The organism is Actinomycetaceae bacterium MB13-C1-2 (assembly GCA_035621235.1).
In the GTDB taxonomy this organism is placed as follows: domain Bacteria; phylum Actinomycetota; class Actinomycetes; order Actinomycetales; family Actinomycetaceae; genus Scrofimicrobium.
This window is the reverse complement of the sequence record CP141731.1, coordinates 2,545,295-2,569,033: the sequence shown is the minus strand read 5'-3', so window position 1 is coordinate 2,569,033 and position 23,739 is coordinate 2,545,295. Positions and strand designations below refer to the sequence as shown.

Annotated in this window: 26 protein-coding genes and 2 tRNA genes; 15 read left to right on the top strand and 13 right to left on the bottom strand. The window is 56.6% G+C overall.

Annotated features, from left to right (window positions below; all coding sequences use genetic code 11):
- Nucleotides 1–39: 39 nt before the first annotated feature.
- Complete coding sequence (locus tag U6G28_11465) at nucleotides 40–1,035, top strand: molybdenum cofactor biosynthesis protein MoaE (protein WRS30103.1); 996 nt, start codon at nucleotides 40–42, stop codon at nucleotides 1,033–1,035.
- Nucleotides 1,036–1,039: 4 nt separating this feature from the next.
- On the opposite strand, the gene moaC is transcribed toward U6G28_11465, so the two are convergent.
- The 5 genes from moaC to U6G28_11440 all read right to left on the bottom strand — a co-directional run bounded on the left by moaC (nucleotide 1,040) and on the right by U6G28_11440 (nucleotide 5,190).
- Nucleotides 1,040–1,504 carry a cyclic pyranopterin monophosphate synthase MoaC gene (moaC, locus tag U6G28_11460; protein WRS30102.1) on the bottom strand — a complete coding sequence of 155 codons (465 nt, stop codon included), beginning with the start codon at nucleotides 1,502–1,504 and terminating at the stop codon, nucleotides 1,040–1,042.
- A 5-nt stretch (nucleotides 1,505–1,509) separates the two neighbouring features.
- Nucleotides 1,510–2,742: a gephyrin-like molybdotransferase Glp gene (glp, locus tag U6G28_11455; protein WRS30101.1), complete on the bottom strand. Its 1,233-nt coding sequence runs from the start codon at nucleotides 2,740–2,742 to the stop codon at nucleotides 1,510–1,512.
- On the bottom strand, nucleotides 2,721–3,467 hold the full coding sequence (locus tag U6G28_11450; GenBank protein ID WRS30100.1) for a HesA/MoeB/ThiF family protein: 747 nt from the start codon (nucleotides 3,465–3,467) through the stop codon (nucleotides 2,721–2,723). Before U6G28_11450 ends, glp begins: the two co-directional genes overlap by 22 nt.
- Nucleotides 3,468–3,749: 282 nt before the next feature.
- Nucleotides 3,750–4,766: a GTP 3',8-cyclase MoaA gene (gene moaA, locus U6G28_11445; GenBank protein WRS30099.1), complete on the bottom strand. Its 1,017-nt coding sequence runs from the start codon at nucleotides 4,764–4,766 to the stop codon at nucleotides 3,750–3,752.
- 133 nt (nucleotides 4,767–4,899) lie between these two features.
- Nucleotides 4,900–5,190, bottom strand: a complete 291-nt coding sequence (locus U6G28_11440; GenBank protein ID WRS30098.1) for a DUF1540 domain-containing protein — start codon at nucleotides 5,188–5,190, stop codon at nucleotides 4,900–4,902.
- Nucleotides 5,191–5,593: 403 nt separating this feature from the next.
- Between U6G28_11440 and U6G28_11435 the strand changes: the two genes are divergently transcribed.
- The 3 genes from U6G28_11435 to U6G28_11425 all read left to right on the top strand — a co-directional run bounded on the left by U6G28_11435 (nucleotide 5,594) and on the right by U6G28_11425 (nucleotide 7,292).
- Nucleotides 5,594–5,670: transfer RNA gene (locus tag U6G28_11435), tRNA-Lys, on the top strand.
- A 161-nt stretch (nucleotides 5,671–5,831) separates the two neighbouring features.
- Nucleotides 5,832–6,581, top strand: a complete 750-nt coding sequence (locus U6G28_11430) for a Fic family protein (GenBank protein ID WRS30097.1) — start codon at nucleotides 5,832–5,834, stop codon at nucleotides 6,579–6,581.
- 423 nt (nucleotides 6,582–7,004) lie between these two features.
- The gene (locus tag U6G28_11425) at nucleotides 7,005–7,292 is read left to right on the top strand and encodes a hypothetical protein (protein WRS30096.1); all 288 of its coding nucleotides are present in this window, start codon (nucleotides 7,005–7,007) and stop codon (nucleotides 7,290–7,292) included.
- A gap of 66 nt (nucleotides 7,293–7,358) precedes the next feature.
- On the opposite strand, the gene U6G28_11420 is transcribed toward U6G28_11425, so the two are convergent.
- Together U6G28_11420 and U6G28_11415 are read right to left on the bottom strand one after the other, a co-directional pair.
- Nucleotides 7,359–7,541, bottom strand: a complete 183-nt coding sequence (locus U6G28_11420) for a hypothetical protein (GenBank protein WRS30095.1) — start codon at nucleotides 7,539–7,541, stop codon at nucleotides 7,359–7,361.
- A gap of 96 nt (nucleotides 7,542–7,637) precedes the next feature.
- Entirely contained in the window at nucleotides 7,638–9,512 is a 1,875-nt protein-coding gene (locus tag U6G28_11415) for an AMP-binding protein (GenBank protein ID WRS30094.1), read from the bottom strand.
- Between the two features lie 58 nt (nucleotides 9,513–9,570).
- On the opposite strand from U6G28_11415, the gene U6G28_11410 reads away from it, so the two are divergent.
- On the top strand, nucleotides 9,571–10,191 hold the full coding sequence (locus U6G28_11410) for a class I SAM-dependent methyltransferase (GenBank protein WRS30093.1): 621 nt from the start codon (nucleotides 9,571–9,573) through the stop codon (nucleotides 10,189–10,191).
- 4 nt (nucleotides 10,192–10,195) lie between these two features.
- A complete protein-coding gene (locus U6G28_11405) occupies nucleotides 10,196–11,068 on the top strand; it encodes an EamA family transporter (protein WRS30092.1) in 873 nt (290 codons plus the stop codon).
- A 4-nt stretch (nucleotides 11,069–11,072) separates the two neighbouring features.
- Here U6G28_11405 and nhaA read toward each other — a convergent pair whose 3' ends face one another.
- A complete protein-coding gene (gene nhaA, locus U6G28_11400; protein WRS30091.1) occupies nucleotides 11,073–12,413 on the bottom strand; it encodes a Na+/H+ antiporter NhaA in 1,341 nt (446 codons plus the stop codon).
- Nucleotides 12,414–12,577: 164 nt separating this feature from the next.
- Here nhaA and U6G28_11395 point away from each other — a divergent pair, with 164 nt between their 5' ends.
- The 3 genes from U6G28_11395 to U6G28_11385 all read left to right on the top strand — a co-directional run bounded on the left by U6G28_11395 (nucleotide 12,578) and on the right by U6G28_11385 (nucleotide 15,883).
- The gene (locus U6G28_11395; protein WRS30090.1) at nucleotides 12,578–13,405 is read left to right on the top strand and encodes an HAD family hydrolase; all 828 of its coding nucleotides are present in this window, start codon (nucleotides 12,578–12,580) and stop codon (nucleotides 13,403–13,405) included.
- A gap of 48 nt (nucleotides 13,406–13,453) precedes the next feature.
- A complete protein-coding gene (locus U6G28_11390) occupies nucleotides 13,454–14,605 on the top strand; it encodes a PQQ-dependent sugar dehydrogenase (GenBank protein ID WRS30089.1) in 1,152 nt (383 codons plus the stop codon).
- Nucleotides 14,606–14,713: 108 nt separating this feature from the next.
- Nucleotides 14,714–15,883, top strand: a complete 1,170-nt coding sequence (locus U6G28_11385) for an NADH:flavin oxidoreductase/NADH oxidase (protein ID WRS30088.1) — start codon at nucleotides 14,714–14,716, stop codon at nucleotides 15,881–15,883.
- Nucleotides 15,884–16,093: 210 nt separating this feature from the next.
- Here the strand turns inward: U6G28_11385 and ligD are convergent, their stop codons facing one another.
- Nucleotides 16,094–16,978: a non-homologous end-joining DNA ligase gene (ligD, locus tag U6G28_11380; GenBank protein ID WRS30087.1), complete on the bottom strand. Its 885-nt coding sequence runs from the start codon at nucleotides 16,976–16,978 to the stop codon at nucleotides 16,094–16,096.
- A 52-nt stretch (nucleotides 16,979–17,030) separates the two neighbouring features.
- Nucleotides 17,031–17,405, bottom strand: coding sequence for a helix-turn-helix domain-containing protein (locus U6G28_11375; protein ID WRS30086.1), 375 nt, complete (start codon nucleotides 17,403–17,405; stop codon nucleotides 17,031–17,033).
- Between the two features lie 118 nt (nucleotides 17,406–17,523).
- Here U6G28_11375 and U6G28_11370 point away from each other — a divergent pair, with 118 nt between their 5' ends.
- Entirely contained in the window at nucleotides 17,524–18,384 is an 861-nt protein-coding gene (locus U6G28_11370) for an SDR family oxidoreductase (GenBank protein ID WRS30085.1), read from the top strand.
- Nucleotides 18,385–18,658: 274 nt separating this feature from the next.
- On the opposite strand, the gene U6G28_11365 is transcribed toward U6G28_11370, so the two are convergent.
- On the bottom strand, nucleotides 18,659–19,042 hold the full coding sequence (locus U6G28_11365) for a DUF488 family protein (GenBank protein WRS30084.1): 384 nt from the start codon (nucleotides 19,040–19,042) through the stop codon (nucleotides 18,659–18,661).
- A gap of 314 nt (nucleotides 19,043–19,356) precedes the next feature.
- Between U6G28_11365 and U6G28_11360 the strand changes: the two genes are divergently transcribed.
- Together U6G28_11360 and U6G28_11355 are read left to right on the top strand one after the other, a co-directional pair.
- Nucleotides 19,357–19,584 (top strand): DUF6290 family protein, encoded by a 228-nt coding sequence (locus U6G28_11360; protein ID WRS30083.1) that lies wholly within the window; start codon nucleotides 19,357–19,359, stop codon nucleotides 19,582–19,584.
- The gene (locus U6G28_11355) at nucleotides 19,568–19,843 is read left to right on the top strand and encodes a type II toxin-antitoxin system RelE/ParE family toxin (protein WRS30082.1); all 276 of its coding nucleotides are present in this window, start codon (nucleotides 19,568–19,570) and stop codon (nucleotides 19,841–19,843) included. The genes U6G28_11360 and U6G28_11355 overlap by 17 nt, the downstream gene beginning before the upstream one ends.
- Nucleotides 19,844–20,023: 180 nt before the next feature.
- Here the strand turns inward: U6G28_11355 and U6G28_11350 are convergent, their stop codons facing one another.
- A complete protein-coding gene (locus tag U6G28_11350) occupies nucleotides 20,024–20,194 on the bottom strand; it encodes a hypothetical protein (protein ID WRS30081.1) in 171 nt (56 codons plus the stop codon).
- 118 nt (nucleotides 20,195–20,312) lie between these two features.
- Here U6G28_11350 and U6G28_11345 point away from each other — a divergent pair.
- A tRNA-Arg gene (locus tag U6G28_11345) sits at nucleotides 20,313–20,385 on the top strand.
- Nucleotides 20,386–20,843: 458 nt separating this feature from the next.
- On the opposite strand, the gene ilvA is transcribed toward U6G28_11345, so the two are convergent.
- Nucleotides 20,844–22,100, bottom strand: coding sequence for a threonine ammonia-lyase IlvA (gene ilvA, locus U6G28_11340; protein WRS31250.1), 1,257 nt, complete (start codon nucleotides 22,098–22,100; stop codon nucleotides 20,844–20,846).
- A gap of 130 nt (nucleotides 22,101–22,230) precedes the next feature.
- Here ilvA and orn point away from each other — a divergent pair, with 130 nt between their 5' ends.
- Both orn and U6G28_11330 read left to right on the top strand, forming a co-directional pair.
- Nucleotides 22,231–22,875 (top strand): oligoribonuclease, encoded by a 645-nt coding sequence (gene orn, locus U6G28_11335; protein ID WRS31249.1) that lies wholly within the window; start codon nucleotides 22,231–22,233, stop codon nucleotides 22,873–22,875.
- A 161-nt stretch (nucleotides 22,876–23,036) separates the two neighbouring features.
- Complete coding sequence (locus U6G28_11330; GenBank protein WRS30080.1) at nucleotides 23,037–23,612, top strand: single-stranded DNA-binding protein; 576 nt, start codon at nucleotides 23,037–23,039, stop codon at nucleotides 23,610–23,612.
- The last annotated feature ends 127 nt before the right edge of the window (nucleotides 23,613–23,739 follow it).

Genomic DNA, 23,739 nt, shown 5'->3' with positions numbered 1-23,739 from the left:
GGCGCCTGGACGAATTCCGGTCAACGATACACTTCGTCAATGATGAAGATTGCCGTAATTACCGTCTCCGATCGCGTGGCGAGAGGAGAAAGAGAGGATCTCTCCGGTCCCAGGGCTGTTGAACTTCTTTCGCGATACGGCGACATTGTCGAACAGGCAGTAGTCAGCGATGGCACCGAGTCGGTTGCCGATGCAATTACGAGGAGTGCTCGGGGGAAAGCAGACGTCATCTTTACCACCGGTGGCACAGGAATAACCGGGCGAGATCTGACTCCTGAGGCCACTGCGGGTCTGGTGAAGAAACGCCTGACCGGGCTAGAGGCCCGCGTTCGCGATATGGCCTCGACCCCGTACTCTGTGTTGTCCCGTGGCGTCATAGGCATTATCGACGAGGGGGTAGGGCCGGCGTTGGTAATCAATGCTCCCGGTTCACAGGGTGGGGTAGCGGACGCGATCGACGCGATTGGTCCCCTCCTCGACCATATCGTTGATCAAATGAATGATGGTGATCACGCGGTACGAACCGTGATGGGATCGCCTTCTTCGTCTCACTTCCATGCGCACGAGGAAATCACAAGGCGAGTACAAAATCGCGGAGTCAACGACGGAACCGATGCGTCCGTGGTTTTGGCGGGTGTTACCGGTCAGGCGATAAATATGGACGAACTGCTGAAGGCAGTGGACGACCGGACCGCCGGAGCCGTAGTTTCGTTCTGCGGTCAAGTGAGAAATCATGATGACGGCCGCGCGGTGGGTTCTATTGACTACCAGGCACACCCTGACGCCGACAAGGTGATTGAGCGAGTGGCATATGAGGTATCGGCTTCCTCGGGCGCCTGCAAGATAGCCGTCATCCATCGTGAGGGACACCTAGAGGTTGGAGACGTTGCCCTCGGGGCCGCGGTCTCGGCATCTCACCGCGCGGAAGCGTTCCGTCTTCTGGAGGAGGTCATTGAGCGCGTCAAGATGGAACTTCCCGTTTGGAAGAAGCAACAGTTCGAGGACGGCTCACACGAGTGGACTGGGACCGCCTAAAGGCCTAGCGACTCCAGTCTCCGCTTCGACCCCCGGACTTCGCGGTGACGCGCGCGTGGACTATCTCGGAACTGCGGTCCACGCCTTTGACCATATCGACTATTGCTAATGCCGCAATAGTTACGGCGGTAAGCGCTTCCATCTCCACGCCAGTTCGGTCAGCGGTTCCAACCGTGGAGCGAAGTGTGACTCCCTCGTCCGTGACTTCAAGGTCCATTGTGACCGCATGTACCCCGATTACGTGCGCCAGGGGAAGCAGATCGGGAACTTTCTTGGCTGCAGCGATACCGGCGATGCGCGCAACAGCCAAGACGTCCCCTTTTGGCACGGTCCCGTCCCGCAGTGCCCGAATGACCTGTGGAGAGCACTTCACCAGGGCTTCAGCGCTCGCATGGCGCACCGTAGGCGTCTTCCCGGTTACATCGACCATTCTCGCTTCGCCGCGAGAGCTCAAGTGGGTAAACTCCATGATTTCTACAGTCCTTTCAGCGGTCGAATGACAATGGTGTCTCCTGGATCTACCCGCTCAACATCGGCTGGAATAACGCCCAGTGCATTGGCCTTATGGAACGAAGCAACAAGATGCGAACCGGAACCGAGACTGTGAATTTGGCGCGCTTTGCCGTTTTCGACATGTAGGGGGATGAACTGCAGGCGTCCGATCGGACTCTTCCATCCGTCTTCAGTAACTGCGGTACTCTCTGGCCATTTTGCCTGACGTTCCTGGAATGCGGCGAGAAGTGGTCGCAAATAGACCCAGGAAGACACGAAGACACTCACAGGGTTCCCGGGCAGTCCCAGGACCGCAACGTCCCGTCCGTCCAGATTAACCGTGCCACAAGCTTGCGGCTTCCCCGGCTGCATCGCCACCTTTACAAACTCAATCTGCCCGTCAAGGACCTGGCGAACCACCTCAAACGCTCCGGTCGATACCGCACCAGACGTGACGATTAGGTCGGCACCGACTGCGCCAGCCCGTTCAAGAGCGCCGCGGAACTGACATGGTTCATCTGCGACCGACTCAGTAATCACCACCTCGCCTCCGAACTCTTGGACGAGGCCAGCGATCAGCACCGAGTTAGAATCTGGGATCTGACCAAACTCGATTTTCTCCCCGGCGTGAACGAGCTCTGAGCCCGTGGCGAGTACCGCCACCCTTGGACGTTCTCGAAGACGGACGACTCCGTAGCCGACTGATGCCGCTGCAGCCGCTACTGCGGGCGTCCAAACCTGGCCGCGTTCGACGGCAACCTGACCGAGCTGAATGTCCTCTCCCTCATATCGAACGTTCGCGCCACTGCTCACCTGCTCGACCTCCACAAACTCAGGAAGAGGGACGTCTCCGGGTTGTTGATTCGTCTTCTCGACCTGAACCACCGCATCGGCACCCGCTGGCAGGGGAGCGCCGGTCATGATGCGTGCGGCCTGCCCCTCGGCAAGAACGGGAGTTGCGGTGGCACCGGCTGGAATATCTCCAACGACCCGAAGGTGCGTCACGCTCTCACCTAGGTCGGCGGACCGCACGGCAAAGCCGTCCATCGCAGAATTTGAAAACGGTGGAACCGGAAGCCGAGCCGTCAAGTCTTCAGCGAGGACTCGACCCAAACCCTCGCCGATAGTCGTTTGGGTCACCTTGGTTGGGTTCACTAGAGCCAGTACTTTTTCCAGATACTCCTCGACCGAAATCATGACAGCCTCGCTCTCCATGCTCTCTTCCGTAGGGGGAGTTCATCCCACCTTGCGCTCCGCGCGTCATAGAACATGATGCGTCCAACTAGCGGAGTGCCCATGCCCGTGAGCAGTTTGATTGCCTCCACAGCCTGAAGAGTTCCGATATGGCCGACCACGGCACCCAGAACGCCCACCTCCGTTGCCATCTGGTAGGTGTCTCCAGGCGGTTCTTCGGGAATGAGGTCCCGAAGGTACAGTTTGTTGCCCTCGGCATCAGGAACTCCGAAGACGGAGCACTGTCCCTGCATAGCAACGGCCGTAGCCCAAACCAAAGGCACCCCCGCTTCCTCAGCAGAATCCGAGATCAAGAACTTTGCCGCGAAGGTGTCGGTGCAATCCAGAACAAGATCATATTTACGAAGCAGTGCAACGGCGTTGTCTTCTGTGAGCTCGAATGGGAGAGCGTCGACCACGATCGTTGGGTTTAGGGCGCGAAGACGGCTTGCGGCGGAATCAGCTTTCCTGGCCCCGAGGGCAGTATGCAGCACTTGTCTCTGCATGTTAGTCAACTCGACAACGTCATGATCAACTATTCCGATCCGCCCGATACCTGCACCCGCCAGATAGGGGAGCGCAGCAGATCCCAGGCCACCCGCACCGACCACCAGAACTGACGAGTTGTTGAGCGCGGCTTGACCCTCATCGCCCATGCCGGGAACATCAATGTTGCGCTGGTATCTTGTGTCCAGTTGTGGACCCATTGGTGACATGGTCTCTGGTTTTGCCTCGTTCGAGGCAGGCCCCTGGCTATCCACCTGCGAACGGGGGCAGGACATCTAGGCGTTTTACGGCAGCGAGCGAATCATCGCCCGTCACACGGACTCCGTCAGCGAGCAGTACTGACACGGCAAGGATTGAGGCGAGCCTCTTGTCTTCGCCGCTGAGATGCTGGATCAACGTCGTTGCAGTCAGCTGTTGAGCATCGATTAACTGCGATTGTCGGCCGGACGCTTCAGCGCCCCGGCAAAATAACGGATCTCCATCTATCCTCCGATTTCACTCATAGTGCGGTCGGGTTGCTCAAAACCCTGCTCGTTGATTCCGTGAGCGAGGGGTTTCCGGTGCTGTTCGAACAGCCATGCTTCCATGAGCTCTTCGTCGGTGCCTCCTTTGCGCATGATGCTTCGAAGATCGGTTTCCTCAAGTGAGAAGAGGCAGCTTCGTATCTGACCATCACTGGTGATTCGAGTTCGATCACATGTTGCGCAGAAGGGGTCAGTCACCGAAGCAATGATCCCGATTTGTCCTCCTGGCTGGGTGTCGTCAGGTTCAATGTCCCACAGTGTCGCCGGGGCGCTCATGTCGGGGTCGCCCTCGGGTGAAAGCTTGTACCTTGTCCCTAGTGTGTCCAAGATTTCCTGCTGTGTGACCATCTGACGGCGGTCCCAGGTGTGTTTTGGTCCAAGTGGCATCTGCTCGATAAACCGTAGCTGGTAACCATTTGAAAGGCAGAAGTCGGCGAGGGGAAGGACGGCGTCCTCGTTCGTCTCCCTCATAATCACGGAGTTGATCTTCAGTGGACGCAAGCCCGCTTCGTCCACGGCTCTTATGGACCGCATTACGTCATCGAGTCGATCACGCCTTGTCAGCTTGGCATAACCAACCGGGTCCATGGTGTCGAGAGAGACATTCACCCGGTTCAGTCCGGCATCGATGAGGCGTTGAAGACGCTTATCTAGTCCCAATCCATTTGTCGTGAGCGCCAGATCGGGAGGCAGTCCCTCTTCCGTGCGGAGTGATGAAGCGGCCTTGACTATTTCTTCGAGGCCTTTGCGCATAAGGGGCTCTCCGCCCGTGAACCTCAGCTTCCGTATCCCGAACCTTTGAACGGCGATCCGCATAAGGCGGACAACTTCTTCATCAGTCAGTGTTTCTTCTGTCGGAAGCCAATCAAGACCACTGGAAGGCATGCAGTATGTGCACCGTAAATTACACTTGTCGGTTAGTGAAATCCGTAGGTCCCTGGCGACGCGTCCAAAGCTGTCAACTAGATGTGCCATTGCCTCATGAGTCTATTTGCAAACGCACCCCACTGACGAACGATGCCCGGAAATATCGATGGGAAACGATATGACGAAGGCCGCTCACCTTGTGAGTGAGCGGCCCGGGCCCTCTTCTAGGTTTGAGGTCTAGTTATGCGGTCGCGTAGGTGAGGCAGTCCGCTGTGTCAGCGCCAACACGAACTGAGTCGGCGCCGCACTCCAGGTGGTCGTTGTGGACGCAGTCGGCTTTCTGACACGCGCCAACAAACGAGGTAACGCGGTCCAAGCCACCCTTTACACTCAGCGGAATGAAAGTGACGCATGAGGCTTTGTCTTTCGATCCGATCGTGACAGCGGCCGCGGAGCAAGCTTCATCGTGGTTATAGGAGCACCCTTCTACGGTGCAGTTTAGGACTCGGGGTAGATCCAGTGTTGGTGCCATTGTTCTTGTCTTTCTCTTCGGGATTCTCTCGGCGGAAGCGCTTCGATTTACGAAACCTGACCGCGTGACGTATTAAGAATCTCGCCGACTGGATTCATTGAGAAGTGATCACCCAAAAACGCGGGTCAAAAGGCTATTAGGCTCACCTAAGTGTGAGAAGAGTTTGCGATTGTCCGCGTTTTCTAATGTTGCGAAATTGCGCTTTTGTATGTTTCCTAATTCGGGGGTGGTGCACCTCTGGGCAGCACGACGTGCCTAATTCAAGCCCTATTGGACATTTGAATCGCGCGGTCGGGGGTCGAGAGTGGTGGTCGGTCGGCTGTGTTAAGTGCAACAACCGGGTCAAACGTGGGCTATCTGGTTTGTCAGCGAGGATCATGGGTAATAGAGTTATCGACGCAACGCGCCATTAGCTCAGTTGGCTAGAGCAACAGACTCTTAATCTGTGGGTCCAGGGTTCGAGTCCCTGATGGCGTACCAGCGAAGGTTCTGACCCCGATGGTGTTCAGAGAAGATGGGTCGGTCCTCCACACGAGAATCGGCCCATCTGCTTCTTATCGTTTCAAGGCGGTCCAAGAGCCTGTCTGATAGGACTGGATATCACAGCGAGACAAAAGGATATCCACCTTAGGATCGAGGCGGTGAACGGAGTGGATGAGTACTCTCTTGATGCGCCAGAGTTCAAGCGAGTGTTGCTGGCCCAACGTCGAACTAAGATTAAGGGCGGCATTTACCACCTGACGCAGTTGGCCTTTGCCTACAATTCGAACCGGATTGAGGGTTCGCGCCTTACTGAGGACCAGACTCGCACGCTCTATGAGACACGAACAATCGATGGTTTCGCTCACGCTGACGACATCATAGAAACGGCCAATAGTTTCCGCGCTTTTGACCGGATGCTTGACTACTGCGAACAACCGGTCACGGCAGATGCCATGAAGGAACTCCACCGAATCCTCAAAGAGGGGACGGCGGACGCCGCCCAAGATTGGTTCACAATCGGGGACTGGAAGACCCTGGCCAATAGCTACAACACTACCGACCCGACAACAGCGCCAGAGGACGTAGATCAGGCGATTACCCGTCTGCTTGATACCACGCCAGAGCGGATGTCGTTCGAGGATATAGCCAAGTTTCACCACGACTTTGAGAAGATTCATCCGTTCCAGGACGGAAATGGTCGCGTTGGTCGGCTCGTCATGTTTGGCCAATGCCTTCGAAATGACATCATGCCGTTCGTGGTGCTTGATGAACAGAAAGCCTTCTACTATCGAGGACTCCAAATGTTCAGTGAAGAACCTGGTTTCCTCATCCAAACGCTGCGTAGCTTTCAAGATGTCTACCACCAAAAGTTCAGAGACTTCGTGCCACCTACCCCGATCTGCCAATAAAGTGAACACCGGGACGGCAGGATACTGACCCAAGTCGAGAGGCGGAAGAACCGGGGTCGAGACACCAGGCAGACAGGGACAAAAAGACGAGGACAGTTCAGGTGAAACGGGACTGTTAGTGGGTGTGACCTGGTGGCAGCTCGGTGGTTGGGTCGGTGTTATTTGTTGAAGTTGGGGCTTTGAGTTTTTGTCGCGGAAGGGTTGTAACCCACGCAATCCCACCCGGAAAGACTTAAGGTGGTGCTGGCCCCACCTCTACTGTGGTGCGCTAACCATGGCGTAAAGGCTCACGTCAGGCTGAAATGGAACCATGAATGTAGATGTGCGGGTGGCCCTCAACGGACCGAAGATCGCCAATAGCGCTGCGCGAGGCAACGTATGGTCTACTGGCGGACAAATTCTGCGGCATTGCACTAGGGAACGATGATGATTGAAAGATCATCGAAGCTTTCGAGGCTGCGCGCAGAACTTGCCGAGATTGAGCAGGCCATCGTGGACAGTCCGATGAGTTCGCCAGAGTTCCTCCGGGCTCAGGAAATTGTCAAAACTAATGAGGGAAGCAGCCCTGCTGAACTATCAGAGCTGTTGGAATCCCAGGGACTACCGACCAGTGAACAACTCGGTTTCACGATCATGAAGTATGGTGTGGGTTTCTCTCGTCTTAATCGAAAGAGAACCAAGCTCGAGTCGCGCATCGCAGAGCTCAGCTAACACTCTCCGAATTTTGCGGGTTCAAATGGTGGGATATTGCCGAGTTGGAAGTATCGGACAAATTTTTCACTCCTGTTCAGTTGCCACAGCCGCCGGAAAGCTCTTACTGGCCATGTTCGCGGCATCGGAAGTCCGATTCTTCAGAAGAGGATCAGCCTTTTTGTTCCTCACGACATCTGCCCAGCTCAGAACTCGCTTGAGTCGATCGTGTATTTCCTCTGCCGCAGGAATGGAGCGTAGATCCACCATGGCGGACCGCTAATATCCGTATTCTCGACTGTTGGTATAGGTGCATCTACACCAATGCCAAGGAATGTAGGTTGGCCGCTGCCTCGGTATGGTTGACTACTTCTCCGGAGTAGCATCTGGGGACTCTGTTGGGCGATCCTCCTCGTCGTCGGTTCGCTTGCCGAAAGAGAGTGCATCCAACGCTGCTTCGCCGACCTCGCTCACTATTCCGGTTACCGTTCGAGAGGCCTGCCCAATCATCTTCGACATCGGGTCAAGAAGTTGCTCCTGAACTCCTCGACGTAGCACCTTACCGAGCTGATTGCGGGGCAGTTCGGTGATGTACGCGATCTGTTTTGGAAGGGCGTAGGCCGAAACCTTATCGCGCGACCATGCACGAATCTGCTCGAGGGTGGGTTGCGGTTCACCCTCGTCCATCACGAGTGCGGCGGTGACGACTTCCCGATCATCACCCGTTGGCACGCCCACCACGGCAACATCTCTGACGCCGGGGAATGTTCGAAGCACCTCCTCCACCTGGCTGGGGTAGACGTTGAACCCACCGGAGAGAATTAGTTCCTTGCGGCGATCAGCTAGGTAAAGGTAGCCGCCCTCGTTGGTTGCAATATCGCCGGTACGGAACCAGCCTTCCTCGGTGAATGCCGCCTCATTCTCCTCCGGCGCATTCAGATAACCGGAGAACACTTGGGGGCCCTTCACTATGATTTCACCCGGTGTTCCGTCCTCGACATCTTTGGTGGGATCGTCCAACTCAACTAGGCGCACACGGGTAGAGGGGAAGGGAAGTCCGAGGGTGCCCAGGCGACGCACCGGTGAAAGGGGAGACCCGGAGATAACGGGGGAGGTCTCCGAAAGACCGTATCCCTCCAGGATCACTCCGTGGGAGGCCGACTGCCACAGGTGGGCTACTTTCTCGCTTAGGGGCATCGCGCCAGAGACGGCGAACCTAATCGTCGATATGTCTGTGTTCGATTCAAGTGCACCTTTTGCGATTCTCTCGAACATGGGAGGAACGCCAACGAAGAAGGTCACGGGCGTGCGGCGATGTGCCTCAAGGGCTAGGTCGACGTTGAACTTTGGCAGGACGACCTGGGTCGCAGCTTTCTTGACGGCGGCTAGAAGGAAGAAGGTTAATCCGAAAGCGTGGAAGTAGGGGAGTAGCGAGAAGAAGACTTCTGATCCCTCGTGCAACTTGAAAACCCAGAAGAGGCACTGATTGACGTTCGCACCCAGGTTGCGGTGGGTGAGGGGAACGGACTTGGGTACTCCGTTGGTGCCACCGGTGTGCAGGATGACTGCAACGTCATCGACCTTGGCATGCGGATAGTCCGCCGTAAGCGCCGAACTGTTCTTGACCAGGTGGTCCCAAGACTGCATCGTCTCGGGAACCTCGGTGCGAAGTTGGGCGCGCTGTTCTCTGGCTGCCTTGACAGGGAGCGAGAGAAGGACCCGATTCTTTCGCGGCATCTGTGCGGTGATGTTTACGGATAAAACGGTCTCAAGGGGAGAGTCCCCGTCGGTGGGAAACTTATCCGCAGAACCTTCCCAAACGACCGCTATCTTCGCCTGATGGCGACGTAGCTGACCGGCAATCTCAGGTGCCGTAGCAAGAGGATTGTGCTGTGCGGCAACGGCCCCGATGCGTTGACACGCGTAGAACGCGACAAACGCCTGCGGGCAGTTTGGAAGAGCGAGGGCCACCACGTCTCCTCGCTCGACTCCCATATTCACGAGAACTTGGGCCGCTCGCTGAGCTTGGTCGAGGATCTGAGCGTACGTGTAGGTCTGACCGAAGTAGTCGATGGCGTTGACGTTCGGATAGCGGGTTCCGGCTTCCTCAAGCAGACTAAATACCGATTCTTCGGGAATGGGGATCTCGAACGGCACACCCGGCTCATAGAGCTGGTGGGCGGCTTCGACAATCGGTTCATACTTTGGTGCTGGCTCTTTTGAATGGTCGCGCTTAGTCATCGTTTCAGCTTAGCCATGAGCGCGGAGGGGCCCACAGCCGCCACACTAGAGTTGTGACATGAATCAGTTCGACAAAGCAGCTTCTGCATGGGATCGGCAGCGCAGGCTTGAGCGAGCAAAGGTCTTTGCATCAGCTATCCGTGAGGCTCTGCCGCCAACCATCGATGGGGTGCGAGGACTTGAATACGGGTGCGGCACGGGTGCTTTGGGACTTGAGCTACAAGACCAGTTCCGGAGCTTGTTGTTGGTTGACTCATCTGCGGGAATGATCGAGCAGGTCGAGACAAAACTAGAAGAACTGAACGGCCCAAAAGTAAGCGCCCTGCAATGGGACCTCGCTGAGCGGCCTCTGCCTGACACCGAGGTGGACGTAGTTTTCAGTACCCTCGCTTTCCACCACATTCATGATTTGCAGACGGTCCTAGAGAACATTTGGGGTCTGCTCCCAGTCGGTGGACGATTGCTGGCGATTGACATGGATCAGGATGGAGGGTTTTGGCACCAGAACTTTGAGGGGTTTAACGGCCATCATGGATTCGATCGCGATGAACTCTCAAAATGGTGTCGTGAAGCAAGGTTCCGGGTCCACTCAGTTGAGACGGTCTATAGCCAGACAAAGACGGTTGATGATGAGACCAGGCAGATTCCGCTGTTCTTGCTGAAAGCAGAGGCAATCTAGCCTCGTGTGGATTCTGTTTGCTCTCGGCGCCGCGTTCTTTGCCGGGCTCACCGCGATTCTTGCCAAGGCGGGCGTTGAGCAGACTCCGTCGAATTTAGCCACTGCGCTGCGAACCATTGTCGTTCTTCTGAGCGCTCTACTGATGGTAACGATTGTCGGATCTTGGCAGGCTATCGGTGATCTGAGTGGCCAAACCTGGTTCTTTCTGGTCCTTTCAGGTTTGGCGACAGGTGCCTCGTGGCTCTGTTTCTTCCGCGCCATCCAGCTTGGACCGGTTTCAACGGTCTCGGCCATAGACAAGTCGAGCATCGTAATCACGGTGCTTCTGGCAGTCTTTTTACTTGGCGAAACGAACAGTCTTGTTGCCCGCCTTGTTGGTATTGCTCTGATCTCCGTTGGTACCTACCTGATGGTTGAATGGCGCCCCGATCCAACCAAGAAGGGCGCCGGTTCTTGGGTCTTCTATGCCCTGGGTTCGGCAGTTTTCGCGGCGCTGACTGCAATCCTCGGAAAGGTCGGTATTGTAGGCGTCGAATCAAATCTAGGAACCGCGGTGCGCTCGTTTGTGGTGCTAATAATGGCTTGGATCGTGGTGGCCATAAGTGGCGAGGCTTCTAGACTTAGCGCTATTCCCAGACGCGAAATCGGGTTCATTGCGCTCTCAGGTTTGGCAACTGGAGTCTCATGGCTTTTCTACTGGCGCGCGATGCAGGATGGTCCAGCTAGCGTCGTTGCTCCAATCGACAAGCTGAGTATTCTTGTCACGGTTGTTTTGGCGTGGCTGATATTCGGGGAAAGGCAGTCTAGAAAAGCGCTGGTCGGCCTTGTACTGATAGTAATCGGCACCCTGACGATGCTATTTCCGCTCGCCGGGTGAACGGTTATTCTTCGTTACTCTGGTAGATATCGGGAATGCCGTCCTGGTCGGCGTCGACTTGTTCCCCCTCGTAAATCAGTCGGTAATGACGATTACGAGGAATTAGGACGAGGGATGCCATCGTCGCCGCAATCACCGATGCGACAAGGATCGCTATTTTCGCGTGGTCACCCTCAACACTTCCGTGATCAAAGCTAAGCTCGGCCACCAGCAACGAGACGGTGAAGCCGATTCCGGCCAGCATTCCTACCCCAACCATGTCGATCCAGTGGTAAGAGGGGTCGAGTCCCGTTCGGGTGAGCCGAGTGGTCACCCAGGTCGTGAGGACAATTCCAAGGGGCTTGCCAAGTACCAGGGCCAACATAACCGCTACGGATACCGTGCTTGTTAGCGACTCTCGAAACCCGTTTACTCCGCCGAGCGGCACTCCCGCAGCAAACAGGGCAAACAGTGGCACTGCCACTCCGGTCGAAAGAGGTCGAAAACGGTGCTCGAACTCTTCGGCGAGTCCGGGGCGCTTCTTGAACTCCTCTGGTGCGTTGCTGCGGTGAAGGACAGGAATGGTCAGTCCGAGCAGAACTCCCGCGATCGTGGCATGGATTCCCGATGCGTGCATAAATGCCCACGCGACCACACCAATCGGGAACAGCACGACCCACGCGGCAAACGGTTGCAGGCCGAAAATGCCCCTGTAACGCTGCGCGATTACCCCATAAACTGCAATGACTCCAAGCGATGCTAGAAGGTAACCAAGGTTGATGTTGTCAGAGTAGAAGACGGCGATGATCGTGATGGCGATCAGATCATCAACGACGGCAAGCGTGAGAAGGAATATTCGCAATGCGGAAGGAAGCTTCGAGCCGATGATTGCCAGCACCGCCACCGCGAAAGCGATGTCTGTCGCCGTTGGGATTGCCCATCCGTGGTGTAGATTCGGGTTTCCAGAAACCACGGCAGTGTAAATAAGAGCTGGAACAGCGACTCCGCCAAAGGCTGCCGCAATGGGTACTACAGCTGTGCTGAGCTTCCTTAGGTCTCCGATAACAAACTCACGCTTCAGTTCCAGACCGACCATGAAGAAGAAAATTGCTAGCAGCCCATCAGAGGTCCATTGACCAATGCTTAACTCCAGGTGCCAAGGAGCATAGCCAATCTTGAAGTCGCGGATGGCCGCGTAGCTCTCAGACCAGGGGGAGTTCGACCAAATCATTGCGATGACTGCCGCCGCTACCAACATGAAGCCGCCGACAGTCTCTTTGCGTAAAAGTTGCGCGATCCGACTCGCCTCAGAAAATGTTCCTCTGCGAGGGAATAGGTTTGGTCCGGAATGGTTGTGGTTGCTCATTAAGCCTTCTCGCGAATGTCGTCGCCGTAGGCCGTCGAACTTTCTTCAGCCTCAGTGGCAACAACTAAATCTTAGCGCCGTGTCTTCGTAACAGGTCGCGGACTGTGCCGTTGCGCTCGCGGCAGCACCTGCGCGATCTGCGCACCGTCTGACAGTATGGACCTGTGAGCCGACTTGTATTCCTTGACGTAGATGGCACGTTACTGAACGACGACCAACAACTTCCCGATTCCGCGCGAGAGGCGTTGACTGCCGCCGTCGCCGGCGGTCACCGTCTAGTTCTGTGCACGGGACGAAGCAAGGTCGAGATCTATCAGTTCCTCTGGGATATCGGATTCCGGGACATTGTTGCTTTGAACGGCGCATACGCAGAGGTCGACGGAACTCCTGTCCTGGATGTGCGGATGCCACAAGAAGAGCTGACGGAGATATCTGAGTGGCTGATGGACAAAGGCATCGACCACTACTGGCTCACCGGGACAAATATCAACACACTAGGTGACATCCTCAAGGTCTTCATTCCACCAGAGGCCGGGGGAGACTCGGCTGCTGACTGGAGCGCATACCTGACCCAGATCGAGCCGTACGTTCGTGTAGGAGTCCCAGAAAGCGCTCCTAAGACAGTTTTTGCGATTCCAAGCGATGCAAAGGCGACCTTGGAAGACGTCCAGGAACACTTTGGCGACCGATACGAGGTGATCCCGGGTTCACTACGCACACACGTCAGCGTGATCGGAGAACTCGGGGCGCCGGGAATGAACAAGTCGGTCGGAATGATGAAGATCGCGGAGAAGCTTGGCGTTCCAATCGAGGAAACGATCGCAATTGGAGATTCGGACAACGACATCGAGATGCTTAGTGTCGCAGGAACCTCGGTGGCGATGGGCGACGGCGTTCCCGCAGCCCGAGCGGCCGCAGACTGGGTTACTGCCGGGGTGGACGAGGGTGGACTGGCTCTAGCTTTCGAGCGCCTAGGGCTGCTTGAATCGTAACTAGCCTCAATCCGGAGTGCTCAAGTAACCGATCAGATCGGACCGATTATGCGTACCCGTCCGAATAGGCGAAGAAAGTTATCCTGGGCGGGTCTAGCCGCCGTGGCGATTGCCCTTGCGGGTTGTTCACAGCCCGCCGAGGAGATTGCCACGGACCCCGATCCGACACCACAGAGCAGTGCGCACGAATCACAGAGCCGACCACAGGAACTCCCGCAGTCACTGCCGGAGGAAGAGCCGGAGCCAACATTCCTTGATACCGCGAGCGGCGTCGTCGTTACGAACCTCGCTGCACCGTGGTCGATTGCTTTTGGTAATGGTGCCACCTTTATTAGTGAACGTGACTCGCGCCGCGTCCTTGAACTTACCGATGACGGCCAAACTCGCGAGGTAGGCGTAATCGGGGGAGCTGCACCCTTGCACGAGGGCGGCCTACTCGGTCTCGCGGTGAACGAGGGCTACCTCTACTGTTACTACACCTCGCCCGCAGACAACCGGATTGTTCGGTTCAAGCTTCAGGGCGAACCCGGCAGCTACCAGTTGGGCAGCGAAGAGATCTTGCTTGACGGCATTCCCTTCTCAACCAACCACAATGGGGGACGTCTCGCCTTCGGTCCGGATGGAATGCTCTACGCAACAACCGGAGACGCATACTACCCAACCGGCGCGCAGGACCTTAGCTCGCTTGCCGGAAAGATCCTTCGCCTTACCCCCGATGGTGGAGTCCCTGCGGATAACCCGTTCGAGGGTTCGCCGGTTTACACTTACGGTCACCGTAACGTTCAAGGACTAGCCTGGGGTTCAGACGGAACCATGTACGCTTCTGAGTTTGGGGACCATGCGTGGGACGAGCTCAACATTATTCACCCGGGCGGTAACTATGGTTGGCCGATACACGAGGGTGTCTCCGGCGCTGAAGGTTTCATTGATCCGATCGCGGTCTGGACCCCGGAGGTGGCAAGTCCGTCCGGTATCGCCATTGCCGATGGCAGCATCTATATGGCGAACCTACGTGGGATGAGGCTCCGGGTGATTCCGCTTGGCGACTTAACTTCGTTTACTGAACTGTATGTGGAGGAATACGGACGTTTGCGTGACGTGGTTGTTCGACCAAATGGGAAGATATGGATTTTGACCAATAACACTGACGGTCGCGTTGACCCGGGTCCTGATGACGACAAGATCATTGCTATCAACTGAGTGGTTCGACGTACTGGACGCTGCCGACAGCGGACATGGCCACCAACTCTGACAGGCGTTCCGGTACGGAAACGTCCGGCAAATGTCAGCGAGTTCGTGAGAACAGAAATGTCGCAGAACGCGGGGAATGAATGGTCGGTGCCATCCAAGCCGATTATCCTCGTAACTATTGGACTGCGTTTGTGGAAAGGCCAGGTTCTTTTGTCGCACTTACTGTTTGATCCTATTGTGCTTCGTGGACTTACCGTCCGGAACCGGATCTGGGTGCCGCCAATGTGTCAGTATTCGGCCGAGGGGTGGGACGGTGTCGCAACCCCCTGGCACCTGGTGCATTACGGGGGAATTGCTCGGGGTGGGTTTGGTGCGGTGATTGTTGAGGCGACAGGAGTGGTTCCCGAGGGACGGATTTCTCCTGCTGATCTAGGACTCTGGAATGAGGCGCAACGGGATGCCCTCGTCCCCATCATTGACTTTGTTCATTCCCAAGAGGCGGCCATCGGCATCCAACTGGCTCACGCGGGACGGAAGGCGTCGGTGTGGCCGGAGTGGGGAGTCGACCGCAAGGGGAGTATGGCGCTCGCGGACGGTGGGTGGCAGACGGTCGCTCCGTCGGCCATCGCATTCCCGGGTCTTGCGGAGCCGCGCGCTCTCACTACTGACGAGATCGCGGAGATTGTTGCGGCGTTTGCGCTAGCGGCACGACGCGCGGTGGAGGCTGGGTTTGACTTTGTTGAGGTGCATGCCGCGCACGGATACCTGATTCACGAGTTCCTTTCACCACTTAGCAACCAGCGAAGTGACGAGTACGGGGGAACTCCCAAGAACCGGGCACGTATCCTCTTCGAAACGGTCGACGCCGTGCGGAAAGAAGTGGGAGAGGACGTCCCCGTGCTGGTACGTTTGTCGGCCACCGATTGGACAGAAGGTGGCATCACGACTGACGACACGGTTCGCCTGGTGGACTGGCTGAAGGGGCGCGGCGTTGATCTGATTGACGTGTCTACGGGTGGGAATGTCCTCGCCCGAATCCCTGCGGGTCCCGGTTACCAGGTGCGATTCGCGGAAGAGGTACGTCGGCGATCGGATGTGCCAACAGCCGCGGTTGGCGTTATCAATGATCCGTTGCAGGCTGAGCAAATTCTGGCGAGTGGGCAGGCCGACGTTGTGCTGATCGGACGTGAGACGATGCGCGACCCGAACTTTGCGCTGCATGCAGCCAAGGGGCTTCAGTACGAGGTGGACTACGTGCCGCCGCAGTACAGGCGGGCGTTCAATTAGCGACGGGGGCGCCGTCATGGATTGGCCGCGAGGAGTATGGCCGTGCTGAGGTGGCGACTCGGTGAATAACAAGTCCGTCGTCTTTAGTGACTCTTAGTGATCTGGGCGGTGTGTTCCAGTGGTTGTGACAGAAATTTTGCCAAGGCTCAAGGCGCAGATCGGGATCCGGGTTTCTCGATGACGATGCGCGCCGACACCCTCGGATGGCTGTTACCGGGTGGGCTCGGCGAGCGGGTCGCCTCGCTTGGCGACTTTGTCGAGCACTTCTTCGAACTCGAGCTGACGCAGGTAAGGGGAAGCGAGTTCGTGCCATGTGCGAGGAGCAGCAACGGTCGGCCTTGTCCTTCCGCGGAGCGAGTACGGGGCCACGGTGGTTTTGGACGGGTTGTTTTGGCTCCAGTCCACGAAGACTTTTCCAGTGCGAAGAGACTTCTTCATGGAACTCGTGATCTGCTCGGGGTGCTCTTGCTCCAGAGATTGGGCTATTTCATGAGCCATAGTCACGGCCTGCTCGGAGGTTAGATCGCCACCCAGAGGGGCATAGATGTGAATGCCTTTGCTCCCGCTTGTTACGGGAACTGATTCGAGCCCGAGTTTGCGAAGCTTCCGACGGATCATGAAAGCCACGTTGGCGCAGTCTCTGAGAGTGACACCTTCGCCCGGGTCGAGGTCGAAGACTAGGCGGTCTGGATTCATTGGGTTTCCATCAGCGTCGAAACGCCACTGTGGCACGTGTACTTCTAACGCGGCCAGTTGGGCGAGCCAGATGAGGGTCGCCTCGTCATTTACCAGTGGATAGGTGTTGACATGGTCCTTGTGTTGGATATCTGCAGTGTGCACCCAGCTGGGAACCGAACCGCTAAGGTTTTTCTGGAAGAAAGACTGACCTAGTCCGTCGTTGCCCACTCCGCCCGGCCATCGTTTCTGAGTCGCAGCGCGATCCCGACAGTGCGGCAGCATCGTCTCGGCTATGGAGCGGTAGTAGTTGATAACGTCTTGTTTCGTGGTGCCACTTGCGGGGTAGAGAATCTTGTCTGGATGTGTGACCCGGACCGAGTGTCCATCTGCTTCAATGAATTGCTCGCCCTTGTCCATGTTCTAATGGTGACCCAGACAACTCCCAAAGGGTAGACCCCAGCGAGTTGAGTTACTCGAGTGCCACGTCGGTGGGACTGGCGTCTGACGCATTCAGATGATCGTAGACCGCGTCACGCAGAGCCTTGAGCTGGCGGGCGATTTCTCGCCCTCCTTCCGTTAACCCGTAGACCGGGCGTTCGTTTGTGCCCTGATCGCGGGTGACAAACCCATCGCCAACAAGGGTTGTAAGCGTTTGTGACAACATGCGTTCGTTGGAGCCGCCGATTGCGCGGTGCAAGTCCCCGAAGCGGCTAATGCCATCGTCCAGCGAGATAAGGACAAGCGGTGCCCAGCGGCCGGTAACGTCCCGCAGCAATCTTCGGGACGGGCAATTCGACTCAAGAACGTCTGGAGCAAACTCAACCTCTTCTGTCCTGTGTCCCATCGATGCTCTCCTTTCCCAATCCGCTCGCGGTGCTTGACACTTTTGCTCAGCCTAGCTTACCGTTAGTAAGCACTTACGAATAGTAAGTAATATTCGTTGTCAGTCGAAAGGACACATCATGACAATCGCCTTTACCGGTGCTGCCGGCCAACTAGGAAGCCTTGTTGCTACAGCCCTATTAGAGAGGACAGGTGCCGAGAACCTCGTTGCGCTGGCTCGGAACCCTGAAAAAGCCTCCGATCTGGCCGCTAAAGGAATCGAGGTACGTGAGTTTGACTATGACCGTCCTGAGACCCTGGTGCCCGCGTTGGATGGAGTTGACCGGCTACTTCTGATTTCGGGTAACGCGATCGGGCAGAGGGTTCCTCAACATCGCGCAGTGATCGAGGCCGCCACAGATGCCGGAGTTGGCTTCGTCGCATACACCAGCTTCCTGCACGCCGATACGGCCGAAATTATCGCCGTGGCACCAGAACACCAGGAGACTGAGCGGTTGCTTGCGGATGCTCCGTTCACCGTGGCTCTGTTGCGCAACGGTTGGTACACGGAGAACTTCGAAGATCTAGTCAAGCAGGCCGCAGCGAGTGGAGTTCTGTTGGGAAGCGCCGGAGACGGGCGAATCGCCTCTGCCTCGCGTAAAGACTATGCCGAGGCCGCAGCGGCGGTGCTAACGGCTGATGATGCCGAAGGTGCAACTTATGAGTTATCTGGCGACGAGCCTTGGACTCTGTCGGACCTGGCTGCGTTGATAAGTGACAGGACCGGTGGGTCGGTCGAATCGAAGAACGTCTCATCAGAAGAACATCGTCAGATTCTGCTTGACGCTGGCGTGCCTGCCGCGGCTGTTGATTTTCTTGTCTCGACCGATCAGGCCATCGCCGCCGGTGAGCTTGACGACCAAGCTCCGGGGGAGCTTTCTCGCCTCATTGGCCGCCCAACTACTCCGCTCTTGGAGGTTGTGTCGGCCTGGCTCAACTAATACGGTTACAAATCGGGTCGGAGTATGAGGAGGCGACCAGAACTGAGGCGGGTGAGGCGATCAGTGCCGTCTTAACGTCGAGGACCTACCTGGGACGCAGGCCGTTCAGGTAGACATCGATTAGCCATTGCTGGTGATCGGAGCGATCCGGAACTCCAACATTGGGAAGCGGCCGGGTGATCGAGGCGATCCCCATCTGAAAATCCAGCGGCGTCGAAGTAGTGAGTCCGGTCTGGTTGATTCAGACCGGATTTGCACTGTCTCCGAGGAAGAGCTATTCGTCATTCTCGTTGGGGTTCCAGCTCCCGTTGAGCAATTTCTGAAGGGCGGTTGCTTCGCTGATCTCGACTGCTTTGGATGCCGTTAGCAACGTGAGCGGGCCCTTTCTTGCGAGTTCTTGAAGTCGTAGATATCCATCGGTCTGCTCGCCCGAAGATAGCTCGTCCTTGTATCGCTTCTGGAACTCTTCGAACCTGGCAGGATCGTGTCCGTACCATTTGCGGAGTTCGGTGGAGGGGGCGACTTCCTTGTCCCAAAGAGTTAGCTGGGCTCGGTCCTTACTGATGCCCCTCGGCCATAGTCGGTCAACAAGAACGCGGGCACCGTCTTTTGGAGAAGCATCCTCATAAATCCGCTTGACTTGAACGTTGCGAGTCATGGCAATCCTTCCGGCGTTGGGCTTTCAGAATATCGGCCGATATGGCGATCTGTCTTGATCGAAGTCGCCAGTCGGTTGAACCCGTGCCAGCGCAGCTATTTCCCAATGGATGCCGGGTGGGGTATGCGCCGGCGTGACGCCTTTCCAGGAAATCTGGCAACTGAAAGATCAACCCCGAGAACGCCTTGACTTCCATAAGTCAAGTGAGGTTATCGAAAGTATGCTGATGCACTGACGCCAGAAACCGCCGCGAACCGGCCCTTGAACGGGGCAACAACGAATACGTAGAATACATGTAGTCGGAAGGAGTGATTATGACGACGACTGTAAGACTTGCCCCAGATACTGAGGCTCGAATCAAGCGCCTAGCTCACGAAACTGGACGTACTCAGAGTTATTACATCAACGAGGCCATTGAACGCCAGCTCGACCGTCTCGAATGGGAGTATCGCATCCTCGCTGACGTAGAAGCTTCACGCGCTGGCACCCTTGAAACCATCAGCCACGACGAACTTAAGGCCGAACTTGGTCTGGGAAATTGAGTACACCAACCATGCGGCCAAGGCGATACGCCGTCTCGATAAGCCTGTCGCCGCACTCGTTCTTGACAAGCTCGAAGAAGCCGCCAAACTTGATGATCCCACCACCACAGCCAAACCAATGACCAACAACCTCAAAGGCCTATGGTCCTGGCGGATCGCCGGAGGGTATCGAATACTAGGTGACGTTCAAGGCAACAAAATGATGATCCTCGTTCTGGAGGCGAACACCCGCGACAAGGTCTACAAATATGAGCCATAACAACAACCCAGACACGGGGGCAGGCGCCAATCAACAGGTGCTTGCCCCGCTTCATGTCTGCCCGGTTCGCGGGCACAATTCTGCGGGAGGCTTGCAGGTGTGTGACCGAGGCTCACCCACTAGATGGATCTGCCGCCCCGAGGCCATGACAGGGGTAAGGCCGCAGTCGCCGGTCTTACCTCAAAGGGGTTGCACTACGCTCCCAGGCTGTTCTTCTTGTGCTTGCCGGTGAGGCAAAACAAAGTCCGCCACCAAATCATTCCCAACAACGGGAACGTCCTCACGCAGACTCGATCCAGCCTTCGTCTCGCCGTTGGTAAGTTCTACTCGATTTGAGTGTTGCTGCGCCATTTCGCAACGGGGAGAGTGAGGCAGGTCATGAAATGTGAGGTTTGTGAGCTTTCACTAAGGGACACATTTGGCGCTTGGCGGAAGAGAAGCGCTATATTCGTGGATGCAAGATAGCTCACCCTCCGTAGCTCAGTGGATAGAGCACCCGCCTTCTAAGCGGATGGTCGCGCGTTCGAGTCGCGCCGGAGGGGCAAAGATGTATTGGTCAGGCTGTTGTTAGTGATGAAGTCGCGGGCTACCTTCAGAATTCGTTTTGATTCTTAGGCCGCGTTGGCTTGTTTGGTTGCTGTCGCGAGTGTGTTGGCGTGTTCAGCCATTTCTTGGTCGCTGCTGTTAGCGATTCCACCGATGCCGCGTCGTGATCCGGTTCAGTCGCCCACGGCGCCTTGGCGTGCGCGACACCTTGGCACGCCAAGGCGTAGCTCACGCGAGGGAGACCCAGGGCCTGAGTGTCGCTTCGGCATGTCGAGCACACCTCGGCACGCGAGAGGTTTTTAGCAGATGTCATGGCACCGTTCCAATGAACCTAGAACTGGCGCAACCGAGATGGCCAGAAGGTTCAGAGCGAGTGCAGAAACAGGGGAAGAGTTAGACCTGTAATCTGATGGTCGCGCGTTCGAATCGCGCCGGGGGCGCCTCACTCGCGGCATTAGATCAGGAATCTGAGAAGTTCGGAGTCCGCATCCAACTGCTCGATCTGCAGATCTGAAGCGTTCATCCGCTCGAGTAGTCCGGTGAGGTCCTCTCTGGCGTGAATATCGATTCCGACCAGCGCCGGCCCCGTCTCACGGTTGTTCTTCTTCATGTACTCGAAGTAAAGGATGTCGTCATCTGGCCCCAGGATACCGTCGAGGAATTCCCGCAAAGCTCCCGGCCGCTGTGGGAAGGACACCAAGAAATAGTGGCGCAGTCCCTGATAGACCAGGGAGCGCTCTTGGACCTCGGCATACCTCGATAGATCGTTGTTGCCGCCCGAAACCAAGGCGACCGTCGTTCCCTCCAGCTTCAGCTCCGGTAACTCACCACTCGCCACCATCGCGACCGCCGCCGAAGCAAGTGCTCCAGCAGGTTCTGTAATGATCCCGTCTGTGTGATAAAGCTCGAGCATTTCCCTTGCGACCGCGCCCTCGGGAACAAGAACAATCTGGTCAACCAGTTCCCTAATAACCTGATAGGTCGTGTCGCCCGCGCGCTTTACCGCAGTCCCGTCAACGAACGCGTCGATGGATTCGAGCGTGGTTGGTCCGCCCTCCCTTAACGCCGTGTACATGGACGAGGCTCCGGCTGGTTCAGCCCCGATCACTCTTACGTTCGGCCGGTTGTGCTTGAACCAGGTGGCGATCCCAGAGATAAGGCCACCCCCGCCAATTGGAACGATGACAGTTCCTAGGTCCGATCCGAGCTGGTTTGAGATCTCCTTGGCGATGGACCCCTGTCCAGCGATTACTTCCGGGTCGTCAAACGGGTGTACATAGATTGACGAGGTCTCATCCGCAAACTGCTCCGCCTCGATCTGTGCTTCGTCAAATGCCCCATCGACGAAAACCATTTTCACCCAGTCGCCGCCGAGGCTGGCAATTCGGTCTCGCTTCTGGCGAGGGGTGGAGGAGGGAAGAAATATCGTTCCTCTGATTCCTAGTTCCGAGCAGGCCAGAGCCACACCCTGCGCGTGGTTTCCCGCAGAGGCGCAGACCACTCCTTTGGATCGTTCCTGTTCGTCTAGTCGGGCGATCCGGTTGTATGCGCCGCGCATCTTGAATGAACGGCAGCGCTGAAGGTCTTCTCTCTTCACAACTACCGGCAGGCCGACCGCCTCAGAAAGACGCTCAATCGGTTGCACCGGAGTAATCCGGGCGACCCCGTCGAGGACTCGAGCCGCGTCCTCGATCTGATCCGCGGTAACCAAAGGAGATTGGGAGTGCCGCTCGGCGCGAAGGACGGTACGTGAAGAGTTTGAAGATCGTGTCACGGGCCTCAGTCTAGGGGCGCAGGGCGATTTCCGCGTCGACCCAACGTATTCTGGATTGGTGAATGACATGATTCCCCCTGATCGCGCAAATAAGACACCATTGGTTTGGGTCGACTGTGAGATGACCGGATTGGATCCAGCAGTTGACGAGCTGGTTGAGGTAGCAGTCATCGTCACCGATTCCATGCTTCATCCGCTGGCCGAAGGAATCGACATCCTTATTAAGCCGAGCGATGAGGCGCTTGAGCAGATGACCGACTTCGTTCGCGAGATGCACACTAGCTCTGGACTCCTCGATCAGTTGGCGAATGGGGTGAGCTTAGAAGAGGCCGAAAAGCAGGTACTTGAGTACATCAAGTCGATAGTTCCGAATCCCGGGATAGCTCCTCTGGCGGGGAACTCGATTGGGCAGGATCAACGTTTTTTACGCGCCTACATGCCTAACGTGACGGATCACTTGCACTACCGAATCATCGACGTGTCAACCATCAAGGAACTCGCGAAGCGCTGGTACCCCAGGGTCTACGTCTGTGCTCCCGACAAGAACGGTGGTCACAGGGCACTTGCTGACATTCAAGATTCGATCGTTGAACTTGAGTACTACAGGCGGGCACTGTTCCCACAAGAACTCAACCCAGAGTCCGGTTTCTATCATCATCTGGCAGCCGACGTGGTCGAAGAGGCGAAGAAGAACTTTGCGGAGTTCGAGTAGCGCCTAAAGAGCGGAGCTTCACCGCTTTTTCGGGTCCCTGCGCACAGGGACCCGTTTTGGTGCCTATACACAGACCGCCAGACTTGTTAGAGCACTCAACCGATTTTCCTGAGAACTTAGGTCGGACGAGGGTTGTCGCCCCGAGTTGAAAGGAAAAGAGAATGAGTGTTCAAGACCTAGTGGTCCTACGAGGTCGTGCGGCGAGCGACGTGGCGCTACACCGTAGCGATGAGCCGGAGGCAAAGACTTTCGGGAGGTTCCGCATGGCCGTCCCTCGATCGCGTCGTCGGGATGATGGTCAGTGGGAGGAGATCAAGCCCCAGTGGTACACCATCAAGCTCTGGGGAACCCTGGCAGAGCACGTCAACCTTTCGGTTCGTCGAGGCGCACCAGTCCTGGTTGTCGGTCGTCCTGTTGCTCAGGCATGGATAAATCGTGACGGCGAGGCCAAGGCAGATATAGCCATTCATGCCGTTTCAGTGGGGCACGACATGGTTTTTGGGATTTCCTCGTTCTCTCGTTTGCGCAGGCAGACGGTGGAGGTCGAGGAAATGGAAGAGGCCGTGGAAGAGCAATCAGCGGAGGTGTCGGAGAACGTTCATCGTAGTTCCCGAGATGATACGCCGGGTCTGGTTGACGAAACGCACACTGACACAGACGTTGACGCCGACAATTTGGTGAGCGTCGAAGTAGACGATCCCACTGAAGAGGATAACGAAGAAGAGATTGCCGCCTAGTTGGCTCAGCCAGAGTTCACCAGTAATTGGCACTTCGTGAGGCACCTCCGTGGCGTTGCACGCCCGATTAGCGGAATCGGTGCTACCGAGACGTCCGTGCAGCCTTGACGACTGACTTAGTTAGATG

Bases quoted from the DNA above. Each gene is read 5' to 3' on its own strand.
- moaA (WRS30099.1), bottom strand. From the start codon at position 4,766: ATGGCACATCTAGTTGACAGCTTTGGACGCGTCGCCAGGGACCTACGG.
- U6G28_11450 (WRS30100.1), bottom strand. From the start codon at position 3,467: ATGGGTCCACAACTGGACACAAGATACCAGCGCAACATTGATGTTCCC.
- U6G28_11375 (WRS30086.1), bottom strand. From the start codon at position 17,405: ATGGGACACAGGACAGAAGAGGTTGAGTTTGCTCCAGACGTTCTTGAG.
- U6G28_11390 (WRS30089.1), top strand. From the start codon at position 13,454: ATGCGTACCCGTCCGAATAGGCGAAGAAAGTTATCCTGGGCGGGTCTA.
- nhaA (WRS30091.1), bottom strand. From the start codon at position 12,413: ATGAGCAACCACAACCATTCCGGACCAAACCTATTCCCTCGCAGAGGA.
- U6G28_11330 (WRS30080.1), top strand. From the start codon at position 23,037: ATGAGTGTTCAAGACCTAGTGGTCCTACGAGGTCGTGCGGCGAGCGAC.
- moaC (WRS30102.1), bottom strand. From the start codon at position 1,504: ATGGAGTTTACCCACTTGAGCTCTCGCGGCGAAGCGAGAATGGTCGAT.
- U6G28_11350 (WRS30081.1), bottom strand. From the start codon at position 20,194: ATGGCGCAGCAACACTCAAATCGAGTAGAACTTACCAACGGCGAGACG.
- glp (WRS30101.1), bottom strand. From the start codon at position 2,742: ATGGAGAGCGAGGCTGTCATGATTTCGGTCGAGGAGTATCTGGAAAAA.
- U6G28_11440 (WRS30098.1), bottom strand. From the start codon at position 5,190: ATGGCACCAACACTGGATCTACCCCGAGTCCTAAACTGCACCGTAGAA.
- U6G28_11385 (WRS30088.1), top strand. From the start codon at position 14,714: ATGTCGCAGAACGCGGGGAATGAATGGTCGGTGCCATCCAAGCCGATT.
- U6G28_11360 (WRS30083.1), top strand. From the start codon at position 19,357: ATGACGACGACTGTAAGACTTGCCCCAGATACTGAGGCTCGAATCAAG.
- U6G28_11365 (WRS30084.1), bottom strand. From the start codon at position 19,042: ATGACTCGCAACGTTCAAGTCAAGCGGATTTATGAGGATGCTTCTCCA.
- U6G28_11465 (WRS30103.1), top strand. From the start codon at position 40: ATGATGAAGATTGCCGTAATTACCGTCTCCGATCGCGTGGCGAGAGGA.
- U6G28_11415 (WRS30094.1), bottom strand. From the start codon at position 9,512: ATGACTAAGCGCGACCATTCAAAAGAGCCAGCACCAAAGTATGAACCG.
- ligD (WRS30087.1), bottom strand. From the start codon at position 16,978: ATGGACAAGGGCGAGCAATTCATTGAAGCAGATGGACACTCGGTCCGG.
- U6G28_11420 (WRS30095.1), bottom strand. From the start codon at position 7,541: ATGGTGGATCTACGCTCCATTCCTGCGGCAGAGGAAATACACGATCGA.
- U6G28_11425 (WRS30096.1), top strand. From the start codon at position 7,005: ATGATGATTGAAAGATCATCGAAGCTTTCGAGGCTGCGCGCAGAACTT.
- orn (WRS31249.1), top strand. From the start codon at position 22,231: ATGATTCCCCCTGATCGCGCAAATAAGACACCATTGGTTTGGGTCGAC.
- U6G28_11370 (WRS30085.1), top strand. From the start codon at position 17,524: ATGACAATCGCCTTTACCGGTGCTGCCGGCCAACTAGGAAGCCTTGTT.
- U6G28_11410 (WRS30093.1), top strand. From the start codon at position 9,571: ATGAATCAGTTCGACAAAGCAGCTTCTGCATGGGATCGGCAGCGCAGG.